Source organism: Cellulomonas sp. GbtcB1, from assembly GCF_019091725.1.
Taxonomy (GTDB): Bacteria; Actinomycetota; Actinomycetes; order Actinomycetales; family Cellulomonadaceae; genus Cellulomonas.
This window is the reverse complement of sequence record NZ_JAGXJG010000011.1, coordinates 66,318-81,925: the sequence shown is the minus strand read 5'-3', so window position 1 is coordinate 81,925 and position 15,608 is coordinate 66,318. Positions and strand designations below refer to the sequence as shown.

Sequence of the window (15,608 nt, the reverse complement as noted above, 5' to 3'; positions counted from 1 at the left end):
GGCCGCGCGCGCGGCGCGACCGGGGCCGGCACCGCGCCCGCGAGCGCCGGCAGCAGCGCCGCCCAGCGGCGGGCCAGCGCGAGGACCCCGCGGTCGGTCGCCACGAGCAGCAGCACGGTGGCCGCCATCGCGGCGGCGTGGGCGGCGAGCATCAGCCCGCCGGCGCCGTGCGGCTCGGCGACCACGGCGTCGACCGGGACCCCGGCGCCGGACCCGACGAGGGCGGGCACCGCCGCCCCCGGCAGCACGGCCCCGTGCCCCGCGTGCGCCCCGCCCGGGAGCGCGGCGCCCGCGCCCGGCGCGAGCCAGGTGAGCGCCGCGTGCACCCCGAGCTGACCGGCCACCGCGGCGGGCAGCAGGACCCGCACGGTCAGGGGCCGGCGCGCGAGCGCCGCCGAACCGACCAGGACGAGCGACCCGATGAGGGCGAGCGCACCGCCGGACGGGGCGTGGCCGCCACCGAGCACGTGCGCACCGGACCCGAGCGCGAGCACGGTCGCCGCGACGCCGAGCAGGCGCCCCACGACGAGCGCACGCTGCACGGACGGGTCCACGGCGCCGACGCTACGGCATCACCGGGACGAAGGTCCCACCGGCGCCGGGTGACCGGCGCACCGGCGCGCGCGGGCCGGTCACCCGGCGGGTCGCCGGCGCCCGCCCGCCCGCGCGCGGCGGATGTCAGACCGCCGGGTACCCGCCGTCGACCTGGTGCAGGCTGCCCGTGATGAACGACGCCTCGTCGCTCAGGAGGAAGGCCACGAGCGCGGCGACCTCGTCCGGCCGGCCGATCCGGCCGATCGGGTGCTTCGCCGTGATGGCGTCGATCTGGTCCTGCGGGAGCTGCGCCATCAGCGGCGTCCAGATGTTGCCCGGCGCGACCGCGTTGACCCGGACGCCGCGCGTGCCGTACTCGACGGCGGCGTTCTTGGTCAGGCCGTTGATCGCGTGCTTGGACGCGACGTAGGCGGAGTTGCCCGGCGCGGCGACGAGCGCGTGCATCGACGCCATGTTGACGACCGCGCCGCCGCCCGCGGCCTCGATGGCGGGCAGCTCGTACCGCAGGCCGTACAGCACGCCGTTGAGGTTGATGTCGATGACGCGGCGCCAGTCGGCGTCGAGGTCGAGCTCGCCGGTCGGCAGCTGGTTCCGGGCCGCGATGCCGGCGTTGTTCACCGCGAGGTGCAGGGCGCCGTAGGTCGCGACCGCGAACTCGACGGCGGCGCGCGAGCTCTCGGCGTCGGCGGTGTCCTGCTGGAACGCGGACGCGGTGCCGCCCGCCGCGACGATCTCGTCGGCCACCCGCTGCGCCGCCTCGAGCCGGATGTCGGTGAGCACGACCGACGCGCCCTCCGCGGCGAGCCGCTGCGCGACGGCCTCCCCGATCCCGCTGCCGCCACCCGTCACCAGGGCCACCTTGCCGTCGAACCGCGCCATCACGCGTCACTCCTCGCTCAGATCTCGTGGGCCGCGGCGCGCGGCCCGTCCGAGTCAACACCGACCGAGCGGTCGGTGATGGCCGCTCGCGGTGTCGGGACGATCACACCGGGACCGACGGCCCTTGACACCGCTCGCGGGGCGCCGGGTCCACGGCCCGGGCGCCACGGCGCGCGGCCCCGTAGCCTGCTCGTCGGGGGCGGACGACATCCGGGAGGGCGCGTGACGACGGAGCCGCAGAGCGGCGCGACCACCACCGGGACCCCGCGGCTCCCCCGCGCGCCCCGCCGGCCGACCGCCCGCGATCTGCGCCTCGTGGCGCTGTTCACGCTGCTCAACGCCGCCGCCTGCCTCCTCGGCCGGGCGAACCGGGTGCCCGACGCGGACGTCAGCCTGGTCTGGCCCGCCGCGGGGGTCTCGGTGCTCTGGCTGGTGGCGCGGGCCCGCCGGCCGTGGCCGTGGCTGGACCCGCTGCTGCTGGCGCTGTCGACCGGGGCGGTCGTCGCCGCGACGGGGTCGTCCGCGCCGTCGGCCGCGATCGGCGCGCTCGCCGCGACCGTGCAGGCCGTCGTGTGCGCGTGGGTGCTCGCCCGGCACGCGCCGTACGTCTGGGCCGCGCGCGGCACCCAGCAGCTGCGGCGGGTGCCCGACCTCTGGTGGTTCGTGCTCGGCGCCGCGCTGAGCTCCGTGGTCTCGGCCCCGCTGGTCGAGCTGGCCGTGGTCCTCGGCGGCGAGCCGTGGACGTGGCGCACGGCGCTGCTCTGGTGCGCGCGGAACACCGTCGCGATCGTCGGCATCGGCACGCTCGGCTTCACCCTCGGCGCGTGGCTGCGCGGCCGCCGGTCGCGCACGGTGCCGGAACGCATCGAGTGGTGGACGGAGGGCAGAGGGGCCGACTACCTCGCGGCGCTGCTGCTCGCCCCGCTGCTCTACGTGGTGTGGTTCGTCGAGATCGACTGGCTCGCGGTGGTGTTCCCGCTGATCGGCCTCACGGTGTGGGCGGGCTCCCGGCTGCCGACGCGGTCGGTCGTGCTGCACACCACGCTGTGCGGCGTCGTCGCGATCCAGCTCACGCTCGCCGGGTCGGGCCCGTTCGCGGAGCTGCCCGACCCGACGGCCCAGGTCGCGATCGCCCAGCTCTACGTCGGGCTGGTCGCGGTGATCGGGCTCGCCCTCGCCATCGCCCGCGACGAGCGGGCGCTCCTGGTCGCGGACCTGCAGGCCGCCCGGGACCGCGCGCAGGAGCAGGCGACGCTGCTGGCGACGGTCGTGGACACCATGTCGGAGGGCGTCCGGGTGGTCGACGCGGCCGGTCGCGTGGTGGTGCGCAACCCCACCGCGGGCCTGCTGCTCACCGGCCGCACCGCGCCCGACGGCGTGGGCGACGCGGACCTGGCGCACCTCGCGCGCCTCGACGGCACCCCGGTGCCGGACGCGGAGCTGCCGTTCCGCCGGGCCCTGGCGGGCGAGCAGGTGCGCGAGGCGGACCTGCTCGTGCGGGTGCCGGGTGCGACGGAGCCGCGCATCGTCACGTTCTCGGCCTCCCCCCTGCCCGCCGCGGCCGGCGGTGGCGCGGTCACGGTGCTGCGGGACGTCACGGCCGAGCGCACGGAGCTGCGCCGGGCGGCCCAGGTGCAGGCGAGCCTGCTGCCGTCGCGGGCGCTCGACGTGCCCGGGCTCGACCTCGCCGCGCGGTTCGTGCCGGCGGGATCGGTCGGCGGCGACTTCTACGACTGGCAGCCCGTCGCGGACGGCCTGGTCCTCACCCTGGCGGACGTGATGGGCAAGGGTCCGGCCGCGGCGATCCTTGCCGCCACCACCCGCTCGGTGCTGCACGCGCAGCCCACGCTGCACGACGTGGCCGGGACGCTCGCGGCGACCGAGCGGGCGATGACGGCCGACCTGGCGAACGCCGGCGCGTTCGTGACGATGTTCCGCGCCTACGTGGACGCGGCGGACGGGCAGGTGTCGTACACGGACGCGGGGCACGGCCTGTCCCTGATCGTCGGTCCGGACGGCACGGCGCGCCGGCTCTCGGCGACCGGCCTGCCGCTCGGGATCGCCCCCGGCCCCGACCGGGTGAGCGCCCGCGCCCGGCTGGCCCCGGGCGAGCTGCTGGTGACGTTCTCCGACGGCGTGCTCGACGCGCTCGGCGGGTCGCTCGACGACCTGGACCAGGTGGGCCGAGCGGTGCGCGGCACGCGCACCGCAGAGCAGGCCGCCGACGCGGTGCTGTCGCTGGTCGACCCCCGGCACCCCGAGGACGACCTCACGGTCGTCGCGCTGCGCCGCGCCGCCTGACCGGGACGACCCCGCCCACCCCGCCCGACCCCGCCCGACACCGGAGGCCCCGTGGACCTGCTGCTCCTCGCCGACACCCACGTCCCGCGCCGCGCCCGCGACCTGCCCCCGGTGGTGTGGGACGCGGTCGACGCCGCCGACGTCGTGCTGCACGCGGGCGACTGGGTCGACGTGGCGCTCCTGGACGCCCTGGAGGCCCGGGCGCGGCGGCTCGTCGGCTGCTGGGGCAACAACGACGGGCCCGACCTGCGCGCCCGGCTGCCGGAGGTGGCCCGCGCGGAGCTCGGCGGGCTGCGGTTCGCGGTCGTGCACGAGACCGGGCAGGCGGCGGGACGGGAGGCGCGGTGCGCCGCGGCGTACCCCGACGCCGACGTGCTGGTGTTCGGCCACAGCCACATCCCGTGGGACACCGTCGCACCCGGCGGGCTGCGCCTGCTGAACCCGGGGTCGCCGACCGACCGCCGCCGGCAGCCGGCGGGGACCTACCTGACGGCCCGGGCCGAGGACGGGGCGCTGCACGACGTGGTGCTGCACCCGGTGCCGCCGCGCGCCTGAGCGCACGCGCCGCGCCGGGCGCCACCGCCGGGCGCCGCGGGTCAGCCCGCCCGGCGCACCGCCACGACCGTGATGTCGTCCGGCCGCTCGGCCGCTCCGGCCGCGAGGCGCAGCACCGCGTCGACCGCCGCGTCCGCGGACCCGGCGCCCCGGACGGCGTCGACCACCGGCGGCAGCCCCGCGAGCGTGCCGTCGACCAGGTCGAGCAGCCCGTCGGAGAACGTCAGCAGCAGGTCGCCCGGCCCGAGGTGCACGACCCGCTGCTCGCGGGCCTCCTCGTCCAGGACGCCGAGCGGGAGCCCGGTCGCCGGCAGCCGCTCGTCGGACCCGTCGGCGCGGACGACGACGGTGAGCCCGTGGCCGGCGTCCGCGTAGCAGAGGTCGCCGGTCGCGGCGTCGAGGGAGGCGTGGAACGCGGTGGCGAACACCCCGGCGCCGGACAGGTCCGAGTGCAGGATCGCGCCGGCGTACAGCAGGGACTGCGCGACGTCGGCGCCGTGGGCGGAGCCGCGCAGCACCGCGCGGATCGAGGCCGCCATGATCCCGGCGCCTGCGCCCTTGCCCATAACGTCGACCAGGCTGAGGACGACGCCGCCGGGCGTGGCCGTCCAGTCGTAGAAGTCGCCGCCCACGGCCCGGCTCGGCAGGCACGCGCCCGCGACCTCGTACCCCGGCACGTCAGGCGCGGACCGCGGCAGCAGCCCGGCCTGCACCTGCGCGGCGCGCTCGAGCTCGGAGTCGATCACGAGCTCCTTCTCGACCCACGCGGCCAGGTCGCGCAGCAGGGCGGCGCTGTCGGCGTCGAACTGCCGCGGCTCGCGGTCGGCGATGCACAGGGTGCCGACGCGGTAGCCCCCGGGCGCCACGAGCGGCTGCCCCGCGTAGAACCGGAGGCCGTCGGCGCCGACCACGAACGGCTTGTCCCGGAACCGCTCGTCCTGGGCGGCGTCGGGCACGACGAGCATCGCGTCGGACTGCACGGTGGTGCCGCAGAACGAGTCCTCGCGGCGCACGACCGGCTCGTCGAAGCCGGCCATCGCCTTGTGCACGACGACCTGGCGGTCGACGAGCGAGACGAGCGCCGTGGACACGCCGAACAGCTGCCGGGCGAGCCGGACGACGCGGTCGAACCGGTCCTCCGCGGGGGTCTCCAGGACGCCGAGGCGGTGCAGCGCCGCGACCCGGTCGTCCTCCAGGTGCGTGGTGTCGGTGGCCATCCCCACGACCGTACGTCACGGCCCCCGACCTGCGCACGGACGGCGGCGCTCAGGCCGAGCGGTCCCGGGCCAGCCGCCACGTGTTGCGCCCGCCCTCGCGCGCGAGGCTCAGGCTGTCCACCGCCCGCAGCACGAGGGCGATCCCCCGCCCGCTCTCGGCGAAGTCGTCCACCGGGGCCGGGTCGAGGTCGACCCGCACGGGCGCGCCGTCGTCGGTGAGCTCGGCCTCCAGCCGCGCCGGGTCCGCGCGCAGCAGCACGCTCGCCCGGACGGGGCCGTCGCCGACCGGGACGGTGTGCCGCACGACGTTCGTCGCGATCTCGATGACCGCGGTCTCGAACCGCAGCCGGTCGAGGTCGGGCACCTCGGGCGCGGCGTCCCACAGGCGCGCGAGCGCGGCGTGGACGTCCTCCAGCCACGCGGTCTGCGCGGTGCCGTCGACGCGGAGCTCGACGGCCCCGTCAGCGGCCGGCACCGACCGCGTCCTCGACGGTGGCGTACGGGCGGAGCACCCGGTCCATCGTGGTGAGCTCCAGCACGGTGCGGACCTGCTGGCCGACCCGGGCGATCCGCAGGTCGCCCCCGGCGGCGCGGGCGGTCCGCAGCCCGCCGACCAGCGCGCCCAGTCCGGACGAGTCCAGGAACGCCGTCTCCGCCAGGTCGACGACCACGAGCGTGCGCCCCTCGGCCACCTCGCGGTCGACGGCGGCCTTCAGCTCGCCCGCGGCGGCCATGGTCAGCCGGCCCTGCACGCGCAGCACCGCCGCGCCCTCGGTCCGGTCGGTCGTCAGCTCCATCGGGTCCTCCTCGTCGTCGTCATGCGATGCCCCGGCGCCGCGCGCTGGGCGGCGGGCTCGCCTCGGGCCCGGCGAACCCGCGGTAGCGGAGCGCCTGCACCACCACGCTGAGCACCACCAGGTCGTACACCACCCACAGCAGGTTCACGGTCGTGCCCACCCAGAGGGACAGCCCGAGCGACGCCCGGACGATCCCGACCACCGCCGCGACGACCAGCAGGGCCATCGCGAGCAGCTGGGGCCAGACGAGCCGCCACTGGCTGGGCGACCCGTCGGGCCGGACCTTCGGGGTCACCGCGAAGCCGAGCGGCCGGCCGAACCACACGTTCGCCACCGCGGTCCACACGGCCTTGATCCACACCGGGAACAGCGCGAGCGCGTACTGCTGCCCGCGCCAGGTCTTCACCCCCCGCGCCGCCACCACGAACAGCAGCTGGCTGGCCAGGAAGAACGGGATGAACCGCGCGAAGAAGTCGACCGTCCACGCGGTCACGGGCAGCACGCCGAAGCACAGGAAGATGATCGGCGCCGCCAGGTACACCAGCGCGGCGAAGCCCGACAGGTAGGACCACATGGTCGCGAAGTACATGAGCTTCTGGCCGACCGCCAGGCCCCGGACGCCCAGCGGGTTCTCCTTGAGCATCACCTGCATCGTGCCCTGCGCCCAGCGCAGCCGCTGGGTCATCATCGTGCCGAGGTCCTCGGGGGCCAGGCCGTGGGCGAGGCTCTCGTGGTGGTAGACGGTCCTCCAGCCGAGGGAGTGCAGCCGCATCGCGGTCGCCATGTCCTCGGTGACCGACAGCGTGGCCACGGGCATCACGGCCTGCGCCTCGGAGGACCGGTCCACGTCGACCGCCCGGACCAGCGCCTGCACCGACTCGATCGCGCCGAGCGGCGACCACTCGCGGTCGGCGAGCCGGGCCAGCGCGGGCTCGTCGACGACCACCGCGCCGATCTCGTCGTCCCGCGCGATCGGCAGCGCCGCGATCGCGGCGAGGTCGTCCTGGATGCTCGCGACGTCCCGGGCCACGACCTGCGCCGAGATCCCGTCGACCTCGCGCTGGAAGCCGTACGTGACGTCCGACAGCGGCTCGCCCGCGTCGAGCTGCGCGAGCGCCCGCGCGGCCGCCTCCTGCACCTCGTGCAGCACCGCGGCCTGGGCGGCGTCCGGGGCGTCCCGCTGCGCGCGGTCGAGCAGCCGGCGCGACGCGTGCAGCGCCTCGCGCACCGAGCGCTCGGTCTCCCGGACGTAGCCGACCAGGCCGAGCTGCATGAGGGCGTCCCGGCGCAGCACCGCGTTCGACCCGCAGAAGAACGCGGCGTTCCAGCCGTCCTTGCCCTGCTGGATCGGGCCGTAGAACAGCGGCGCCTGGCTGCCGAGGGGGTCGGCGGAGGTGACGTTGGTGAAGAACTGCGGCGTCTGGACGAGCGCGACCGCGGGGTCCTCGAAGTACCCGAGGACGCGGTCGAGGAGCTCCGGCTCCGGGATCTGGTCCGCGTCGAGGATGAGCAGGAACTCGCCGTCCGTCTGGAACAGCGCGTTGTTGAGGTTGCCGGCCTTGGCGTGCCGCGGCCGGTCGGTCCAGTCCTCGGAGCGCTCGATGTACCCGACGCCGGCGGCCCGCGCGGCGGCGGCCAGCTCGGGCCGCGATCCGTCGTCCAGCACGAAGGTGCGGTGCGGGTACGCGATGTCGCGCGCGGCCTCCGCGGTCCGCATCACCAGCTCCACGGGCTCGTCGTACGTGGTGACGAACACGTCCACCGTGATCCCCGGGGCGGGCGGGGCGGGGTCGTCGCGCCGCTTCGCCTTCCACATCGTCATGCCGAACAGCGCGACGTCGACCAGCGAGTAGGTCTCCGCGATCACCAGCGGCACGGCGATCCACCACGCCGACCAGTTCACCGAGTCGAGCCACCGCCAGGCGATGTAGTTCACGCCCAGCACGAGCGTGAGCACCACGACGACCCGCAGCACGAGCTGCTGCCTCATCCGTTCTCCCTCCGCAGCACCACGACGGTCACGTCGTCGAGGCGGTCCGTGGCGGTGCCGGCGGCCGCGAGCACGCGGGCCACGGCGTCCGCCGCCGACGTGGCGGCACCGAGCGGCCCCGCCAGCACGTCCTCCGGGTCCAGCGCCCGGTCGCCGCGCTCGAGCAGGCCGTCGCTCACCACGGCCAGGGTGTCGCCGGGTGCGAGCGCGACCTCCGCGGCGACGCGCGGCACCCCCACGACCACGCCGAGCGGCGGCCCCTGCGCGGGCAGCCGCCGCAGGGTCCCGTCGGCGGCGCGCAGCACCGCGAGGCCGTGGCCCGCGTCCGTGTACCGCAGCACGCCGGTCGCCGGGTCGAGCTCCGCGTGGAACGCGGTGACGAACGCGCCTGCCCGGTCGAGGTCGGGCTCGAGCACCCGCTCCGCGAGCGCCACGGCCGCCGCCACGTCCTCGTGCCGGCCGACGCCGCGGAGCACCGACCGCACCGTCGCGGCGATGATCGCGGCCCCCAGGCCCCGGTCCATCACGTCCGCGAGGGTGAGCAGCAGCCGCCCCGGGGTCGCCTGCCAGTCGTAGAAGTCTCCGCCCACCCCGTGCGCGGGCAGGCAGGCACCGGCCAGGTCCCACCCCGGGACGTCCGGCGCGCCGGTCGGCAGCAGGCCGCGCTGCACCTCCGCGGCCCGCCCGAGCTCGGCGTCCGCCGACAGCTCCTTCTCCACCCAGGCGGCGAGGTCCGTCAGCAGCGCCTCGTCCTCCGCGGAGAACTCCCGCGGGCGGCGGTCCATCAGGCACAGCGTGCCGACCCGCTGGCCGCCCGCCGTCGCCAGGGGCCGCCCGGCGTAGAACCGGATGTGCGGGTCGCCGGTCACGAAGGGGGCCACCGCGAACCGGGGGTCCAGGGCGGCGTCGGGGACCACCAGCGTCGCCGGCTGCTCGATCGCGACGGCGCAGAACATGCCGTCGCGCGGGGTCTCGCGCGCGGTGGTGCCCTGCCGCGACTTGAGGAACAGCCGGTCGGCGTCCACCAGCGAGACGAACGCCATCTGGACCCCGAACAGCTGCTGCGCCAGCCGGGTCACCCGGTCGAACCGCTCCTCCGGGGGCGTGTCGAGGACGTCCAGCTCGCGCAGCGCCGCGACGCGTCGCGCCTCGTCGACGTCGCCCCGTGCGGTCTCGCCCATGCCTCACCCCCCGGCGCGACCCTACCCACAGGTCCCCTGACCTGCAGGGCGGCGCGGCGTGCCGAGACCACCCGCCTGACGGGTCAAGGAGCGCCCCCGCATGCCGATGAGGAGTCCGTGCTCCAGCGTGTCCCCGTCCCGCCGGTCGCGGTCGCCGTCGCCGCGCTCACGGTGCACGCGCTGCTGCCCCCGGGGACGCTGCGGGACGTGCTCTACGTGGCGGTCGGCGCCGTGTGCGCCGCGCGGGCGCTCCGCGCCGCGGGCCGCGTCGTCGGGCCGCAGCGGCGCGCCTGGCGGCTGCTGGCGCTCGGGCTCGTCGCCTGGGTGGTCGGCGACGCGCTGTGGACCCTGCTGGAGCGCGGCCTCGGCGTCGAGCCGTTCCCCTCCGTGGCCGACGTGGCGTACGTCGCGTCCTACCCGCTGCTGGCCGCGGGCCTCGTCCGCGCGTTCCCCGCGCCGCGCGGCCGGCGGCCGACCTGGCTGCTCGACGCGGTGCTGGTGACGAGCGGGGCCCTGCTCGTGCTGTGGCTCGCGGTCCTGGAGCCGACGCTGGCCACCTGGGCCGCCGACCCGCTGGGCACCGCCGTCGGCGCGGCCTACCCCGTGGGCGATGCCGTGCTGCTCGTGCTCCTCGCCCGCGCCGCCACCGCCGCCGGCACCCGGCCCCCGGCCCTGCGGCTGTCGACCTGGGGCGTGCTGGCGATCCTGCTGGCCGACGAGCTGTTCCTGCTCGCGCCCGGCTGGCCCGCGCTGGACGCGCGCGTGCACCTGCTCGACTCCCTGTGGCTCGCGGGGTACGTGCTGCTCGCCGCCGCCGCGCGGCACGCCTCGGCCGGGCGGCTCGCGCCCCCGCGCGCCGAGGGCGACCTCGGCACCGGCTACCTGGTGCTGCTCGGCGCCTCGGTCTGCGTGCTGCCCGGCACGGCGCTCCTGGAGGTGGCGCGCGGTGTGCCCGTGCACGTGGCCGAGGTGTGCGTCGCCGCCATCGTCGTGATCGCGGCGTTCCTGCTCCGGTTCGGGGGCGTGCTGCGCGCGATGCGCCGCCAGCACGGGCGGCTGGAGCACCTCGCGGTGACCGACCCGCTCACCGGCCTCGCCAACGCCGCCGGGCTCGCGCGCCGGCTGGAGGCGCCGCCCGACGACGCGCCCGCCGGCACGGTGCCCGCCGTGCTGCTCGTGACGCTCGACGGGTACCGCGACGTGGCCCAGACGCTCGGGCACGCGGTGGCCGACGACCTGCTGCGCGCGGTCGGCGCCGTGGTCGGCCGGGAGGCCGAGGAGGGCGGCACGCCCGCGCGGCTCGCGCGCGACGTGTTCGCGGTGGGGCTGGACGTCGCCGACCCCGCCGGGGCCGAGGAGGCCGCGCGCCGGCTGGTCGCCCGCCTGATCCCGCCCCTGGCCGTGGGCGGGCTCGACCTGTCGGTCCGGCCGCTGGTCGGCGGCGCCGTGGGCGCCGGGCGGCCGGCGGCGGCGGACGCGCTCGTCGCGCGGGCCGACGCCGCGCTGGTCACCGCCCGGCACCGCGACGAGCGCGTGGCGCTGGACGTCGCCGGGGCCGCGCTGCCCGCCCAGCGCGGGCCGGAGCCCGTCCCCGGCCCGGGCGCCCCCGCGCTGTGCGCGACCGACCTGCTGCGCCGGCTGCCCGCGGCCGCCGCGTGCGGCGAGCTGGTGGTGCACTTCCAGCCGCAGGTCGGGGTCGCGGGCGGCCGGGTCGAGGGCGCCGAGGCCCTGGTCCGGTGGCAGCACCCCGCGCACGGCCTGCTCGGCCCCGACGCGTTCGTGCCCGCCGCGGAGCGCACGGGGCTCGTCCGCCCGGTCACGCTGCACGTGCTCGACGTCGCCCTGGCGCAGTGCGCCCGGTGGCGCGCGGCGGGCGCCGGGTCCTTCGTGGTGTCCGTCAACGTCTCCGCGCACGACCTGGACGACCCCCGGCTGGTCGACGACGTCCGCGCGGCGCTGGACCGGCACGGGCTGGCCGCGGACGCGCTGGGGCTCGAGGTCACGGAGACGATGGCGATGCGCGACGCCGCGCAGGCCGGGCGGACGCTGCGGGCACTGGCGGACCTCGGCGTCGTGCTCGCGGTCGACGACTACGGCGTCGGCTACGGCTCGCTGGACTACCTGCGCCGGCTGCCGTTCACCGTGCTCAAGGTCGACCGGGCGTTCGTGGCGCCCGCGGCCGACGACCGGGTGTGCGCCGAGATCCTCCGCTCGACGGTCGACCTCGGTCACGCGCTCGGCATGCAGGTGGTCGCGGAGGGCGTCGAGGACGAGCGCACGCTCGCGCTGCTCAGGGGGCTGGGCTGCGACGCCGCGCAGGGCTGGGCGCTGGGGCGGCCGGGACCGGCGACCGCGCTCGACGCGCGGCTCGGCACCGGGGCACCTGTCAATTAGTAGATCCTTCAAGTATTCTCGCCGGACCGACCGGCCCGCGGGCCGCGCCGACCGACCGGAGGAGTACCCCATGCCCGACCGCCGTCCCACCGCGGCCGAGCGCCAGGCCCGCCTGGCCGCCGTCCGAGCCGAGCAGCGCAAGAAGGAGCGCGGCCGCGCCGTCTGGATCGGCTCGATCGCCGGCGTCCTCGTCCTCGCCCTCGTCGGCGTGAGCGCCTGGGTGATCGTCGACGCCGGCCGCGACAAGGCCGCCCTCGAGGCGCAGGCGGACGCCGACATCGAGGGCGTCGAGGCGTTCGACGGCCTCACGTTCAACCACGTCACGACCTCCGTCGACTACCCGCAGTCGCCGCCCGCGGGCGGGGACCACAACGCCGCGTGGCTGAACTGCGGCGTGTACACCGAGCCGGTGCCGGACGAGAACGCGGTGCACTCGCTCGAGCACGGCGCCGTGTGGATCACCTACGACCCCGCGCTGCCCGCCGCGGACGTCGCGACGCTGCAGGCGTTCGCCGAGAACCAGTCCTACGTGCTGGTGTCCCCGTACGAGGGCCTCGACTCCCCGGTCGCCGTGAGCGCGTGGGGCTACCAGCTCAAGGTCGACTCGGTCGACGACGAGCGGCTGCCGGTCTTCATCCAGAAGTACCTGCTCAACCCGGAGCTCGCCGAGGTCGGCGCGCCCTGCTCGAGCGGCGTGGGCACCCCCGCGTGACGTCGGAGGACCTGCGCACCGACGCGCCCGTGGCGCCGGAGCCCGCACCCGCGGGGCGGGGTCACGGGCGCGTCGTGCTCGTCGTGGTGGCGCTCGCCGCCCTGGTGCTGGGCACGCTCGGCGGGGCGCTGCTCGCCCGGCAGCCGGCGCTCACCGCGGCCCCCGAGGGGTCGGTCGACGCCGGGTTCGCCCGGGACATGCAGGCGCACCACGCGCAGGCGGTCGACCTGGCGGTGCTGGTCCGGGACCGCAGCACCGACGGGGACGTGCGGACCGTGGCGCTCGACATCCTGCTGACCCAGCAGAACCAGATCGGCCAGATGGCCGGCTGGCTGTCGACGTGGGGGCTGCCGGCCGCGGCGTCGGCGGCCCCGATGGCGTGGATGACCGGCACGGAGCACGGCCACGGGTCGACCGGGGCGACCGGCGACGCGTCGGGCTACGCCGCGATGCCGGGGTGGGTGTCCCGCGAGGACCTCGCCCGGCTCACCGCGGCGACCGGGACCGAGGCGGACCGGCTGTTCCTGCAGCTGATGATCCCGCACCACCAGGGCGGCGTGGAGATGGCCGAGTACGCCGTCGAGCACGCGCAGCGCCCGCAGGTGGTGGCGCTGGCCCGGAACATCGTCACGTCCCAGGAGCGCGAGCTGACCGCCCTGCAGGACATGCTCGACGCCCGGGGCGGCCCGGTCGGCTGACGCCGCCGCGCGCTAGTCCCGCTCGCGCAGCTCCAGGCTGATCTGGTCCGCGTCGAGCACCCGGAGCGCCTCGGTCAGGGCGCCCGAGCTCGCGGTGCCGAGGTCGCGGACCTTCAGCAGCGCCTCCCGCTGCGCGTCCAGCACCGCCAGCCGCAGCTCGCGCACCTGCGCGGCGGCGGACGCGCGGTCCTCGGCCTCCTTGTCCTCGTCGAGCTCGCCCCCCTGCCGCTCGGCGATCCGCCGGGCCTTCTCCAGGACCACCGCGTCGTACGGGGTGCCGTCGGGCCGGCGCAGGTCGGGATGGCCGAGCAGCTCCGCGGCCGCCACCGCCATCTCCCCCGCCAGCCGGTCCACCTCGGCCCGATCGTCGGCGCCGTCGCGGCCCAGGCCGAGCCGGCGCACCAGCCACCCCAGCGTGCCGCCCTGCACGAGCAGCGTGCCGGCGGCCACGACGAACGCGACGAGCACCAGCAGCGCGCGGTGCGGGGTGTCCCGGGGCAGCGACTGCGCGGCGGCGAGGGTGACGACGCCGCGCATCCCGGCCCAGACGAGGATCGCGCCCTCGCGCGGACCGAGGTGCTCGGCCTGCAGGTAGTCGATGTCGGCGATCCGGCGGGTGATCCGGTAGCGCAGCCGGACGCCACGGGCCTCGGGCGCGTCGTCCCGGCCGAGGCGCGGCCGGCGACGGCCGAGCACCCGGCGCACCTTCGCCGCGTCGACCGGTGCGGTGGTGGCGCGCGGCGCGGCCCCCGCCGGCGGCGCGCCCGGGACCCGGCGCTCGGCCAGGTCCTCCCGGGTCAGGGTGGCGAGCGAGTCGGCGCGGTCGTTGAGCGCGCTGAGGTAGCCGCGGACCGTGACGCCGCGGCGCGCGCGGCGGGACAGCCGGGAGAGCAGGTAGGCGACGTACCCGGTGCGGACGACGAGCACGACGACGGCCGACAGCGCGCCGAGCCCGATCGCGACCCACAGGTGGCCGTGGTCCGCCTGCACCTCCGCGACGAGGCCGTACAGCTCGAGCCCCATCACCAGGAACACCGCGCCCTCGAGCAGCAGCTCGAGCGTGCGCCAGTTGGCGGCCTCGGCGATCCGGTCCTGCGGCCGCAGCCGGACGCTGCCCGACCCGGCGACGAGACCCGCGCTGACGGTCGCGACCAGGCCCGACGCGTTCAGGTGCTCCGCGGGGATGTAGGCGACGAACGGGACGATGAACGAGATCGCGGTCGTCAGGTGCGGGTCGGCGACCCGGGTGCGCACCCACAGGCTGACCTTGCCGATCAGCGCGCCGATCGCGACCGCCACGACCACCGCGTAGACGAAGTCCGTCGCCACCTCCCACAGCGTCACCGACGCGGCGGTCGCCGCCACCGCGGAGCGCAGGAGCACCAGGGCGGAGGCGTCGTTCAGCAGGCTCTCGCCCTCCAGCACCGTGACGATGCGGGGGCTCACCCCGGACTTCCGCACGATCGAGGTCGCCACGGCGTCGGTCGGGCTGAGGACGGCGCCCAGGGCGATGCCGGTCGCGAGCGTGACGTCGGGGATCAGCCAGGAGAAGATCACGCCCAGCACCACCGACGTCGCGACCACGAGCAGCACCGAGAGGCCGCTGATCGCCGTGAGATCGCGCCGGAAATCCATCGTCGGCACCGACACCGAGGTCGCGTAGAGCAGCGGCGGCAGGACCACCCCGAGGATCCACTCCGGCTCGATCTCGACCGCCGGCACCACCGGGAGCAGGCTGATCCCGACGCCGAGCGCGACGAGCAGCAGCGGGGCCGACACCCCCACCCGCGGGGCCAGGGCGGTGACGGTGACCACCGCGACGGCGCCGATCACCCCGATCAGCAGCAGGTCCATGCGCTCCGCCCCTCCGTGGCCGCCCGCCGCGCGCTCAGCCGGCGGACCCCGCGGCCGCGGGGGCCGGGTCCGCGTCCCGCACGAGGCCGCGGTAGTGCTCGATCTTCTCCGCGAGGTGCTCCTGCTGGTGCAGCAGCAGCTCGATGGTCGAGGCTACGTGCTCGGCGTGGGCCTCCAGCAGCGCGAGCCGCTCGGGCACGGTCGCGTCGGCGCCCGGGCCGGTCGCCAGGGCGAGCCCCGCGTACCGGCGCATCGCGGCGATCGGCATGCCGGTGTCCCGCAGGCAGCGGAGCACGCCGAGCCAGTCCAGGTCGGCGTCGTCGTACAGCCGCCGTCCCGCGGCGTCGCGCCGGACGCCGCGGACCAGGCCGATCTTCTCGTAGTAGCGGAGCGTGTCGAGGCTGAAGCCGGAGCGCCGGGCGGCGTCGGCCGGGGCGTAGGTGGTCACGGTCGCCAGTGTGGCGCGGCCCGGGCG

At 76.9% G+C, this 15,608-nt stretch carries 14 protein-coding genes; 5 read left to right on the top strand and 9 right to left on the bottom strand.

Features of this window, described 5'->3' with window-relative positions; all coding sequences use genetic code 11:
* Positions 1 to 554, bottom strand: a 554-nt coding sequence (locus tag KVT14_RS06375) for a hypothetical protein (protein ID WP_217614906.1), incomplete at its 3' end; no start/stop codon positions are given.
* Positions 555 to 678: 124 nt separating this feature from the next.
* Positions 679 to 1,434: an SDR family NAD(P)-dependent oxidoreductase gene (locus tag KVT14_RS06370; protein ID WP_217614918.1), complete on the bottom strand. Its 756-nt coding sequence runs from the start codon at positions 1,432 to 1,434 to the stop codon at positions 679 to 681.
* A gap of 222 nt (positions 1,435 to 1,656) precedes the next feature.
* Between KVT14_RS06370 and KVT14_RS06365 the strand changes: the two genes are divergently transcribed.
* Positions 1,657 to 3,735 (top strand): SpoIIE family protein phosphatase, encoded by a 2,079-nt coding sequence (locus KVT14_RS06365; protein ID WP_217614905.1) that lies wholly within the window; start codon positions 1,657 to 1,659, stop codon positions 3,733 to 3,735.
* A gap of 51 nt (positions 3,736 to 3,786) precedes the next feature.
* Positions 3,787 to 4,290: a metallophosphoesterase gene (locus KVT14_RS06360; protein WP_217614904.1), complete on the top strand. Its 504-nt coding sequence runs from the start codon at positions 3,787 to 3,789 to the stop codon at positions 4,288 to 4,290.
* Positions 4,291 to 4,331: 41 nt separating this feature from the next.
* Here the strand turns inward: KVT14_RS06360 and KVT14_RS06355 are convergent, their stop codons facing one another.
* Genes KVT14_RS06355 through KVT14_RS06335 form a run of 5 tightly spaced genes read right to left on the bottom strand, consistent with a single transcriptional unit; the run spans position 4,332 to position 9,475 of the window.
* Positions 4,332 to 5,507 (bottom strand): PP2C family protein-serine/threonine phosphatase, encoded by a 1,176-nt coding sequence (locus KVT14_RS06355; RefSeq protein WP_217614903.1) that lies wholly within the window; start codon positions 5,505 to 5,507, stop codon positions 4,332 to 4,334.
* Between the two features lie 49 nt (positions 5,508 to 5,556).
* On the bottom strand, positions 5,557 to 5,982 hold the full coding sequence (locus KVT14_RS06350; protein ID WP_217614902.1) for an ATP-binding protein: 426 nt from the start codon (positions 5,980 to 5,982) through the stop codon (positions 5,557 to 5,559).
* Complete coding sequence (locus tag KVT14_RS06345) at positions 5,969 to 6,304, bottom strand: STAS domain-containing protein (protein WP_147795922.1); 336 nt, start codon at positions 6,302 to 6,304, stop codon at positions 5,969 to 5,971. Before KVT14_RS06345 ends, KVT14_RS06350 begins: the two co-directional genes overlap by 14 nt.
* A 19-nt stretch (positions 6,305 to 6,323) precedes the next feature.
* Positions 6,324 to 8,294 carry a glycosyltransferase family 2 protein gene (locus tag KVT14_RS06340; RefSeq protein ID WP_217614901.1) on the bottom strand — a complete coding sequence of 657 codons (1,971 nt, stop codon included), beginning with the start codon at positions 8,292 to 8,294 and terminating at the stop codon, positions 6,324 to 6,326.
* Positions 8,291 to 9,475: a PP2C family protein-serine/threonine phosphatase gene (locus KVT14_RS06335; RefSeq protein ID WP_217614900.1), complete on the bottom strand. Its 1,185-nt coding sequence runs from the start codon at positions 9,473 to 9,475 to the stop codon at positions 8,291 to 8,293. Before KVT14_RS06335 ends, KVT14_RS06340 begins: the two co-directional genes overlap by 4 nt.
* A gap of 117 nt (positions 9,476 to 9,592) precedes the next feature.
* Between KVT14_RS06335 and KVT14_RS23405 the strand changes: the two genes are divergently transcribed.
* From KVT14_RS23405 to KVT14_RS06320, 3 genes are all read left to right on the top strand, one after another.
* Entirely contained in the window at positions 9,593 to 11,869 is a 2,277-nt protein-coding gene (locus tag KVT14_RS23405; RefSeq protein ID WP_217614899.1) for a bifunctional diguanylate cyclase/phosphodiesterase, read from the top strand.
* Between the two features lie 70 nt (positions 11,870 to 11,939).
* Entirely contained in the window at positions 11,940 to 12,581 is a 642-nt protein-coding gene (locus KVT14_RS06325) for a DUF3105 domain-containing protein (protein ID WP_217614898.1), read from the top strand.
* Positions 12,578 to 13,279 (top strand): DUF305 domain-containing protein, encoded by a 702-nt coding sequence (locus tag KVT14_RS06320; RefSeq protein WP_308160926.1) that lies wholly within the window; start codon positions 12,578 to 12,580, stop codon positions 13,277 to 13,279. Before KVT14_RS06325 ends, KVT14_RS06320 begins: the two co-directional genes overlap by 4 nt.
* A 12-nt stretch (positions 13,280 to 13,291) precedes the next feature.
* Here the strand turns inward: KVT14_RS06320 and KVT14_RS06315 are convergent, their stop codons facing one another.
* The gene (locus KVT14_RS06315) at positions 13,292 to 15,133 is read right to left on the bottom strand and encodes a sodium:proton antiporter (protein WP_217614897.1); all 1,842 of its coding nucleotides are present in this window, start codon (positions 15,131 to 15,133) and stop codon (positions 13,292 to 13,294) included.
* 34 nt (positions 15,134 to 15,167) lie between these two features.
* Positions 15,168 to 15,581: a MerR family transcriptional regulator gene (locus KVT14_RS06310; protein WP_217614896.1), complete on the bottom strand. Its 414-nt coding sequence runs from the start codon at positions 15,579 to 15,581 to the stop codon at positions 15,168 to 15,170.
* Between the last annotated feature and the right edge of the window lie 27 nt (positions 15,582 to 15,608).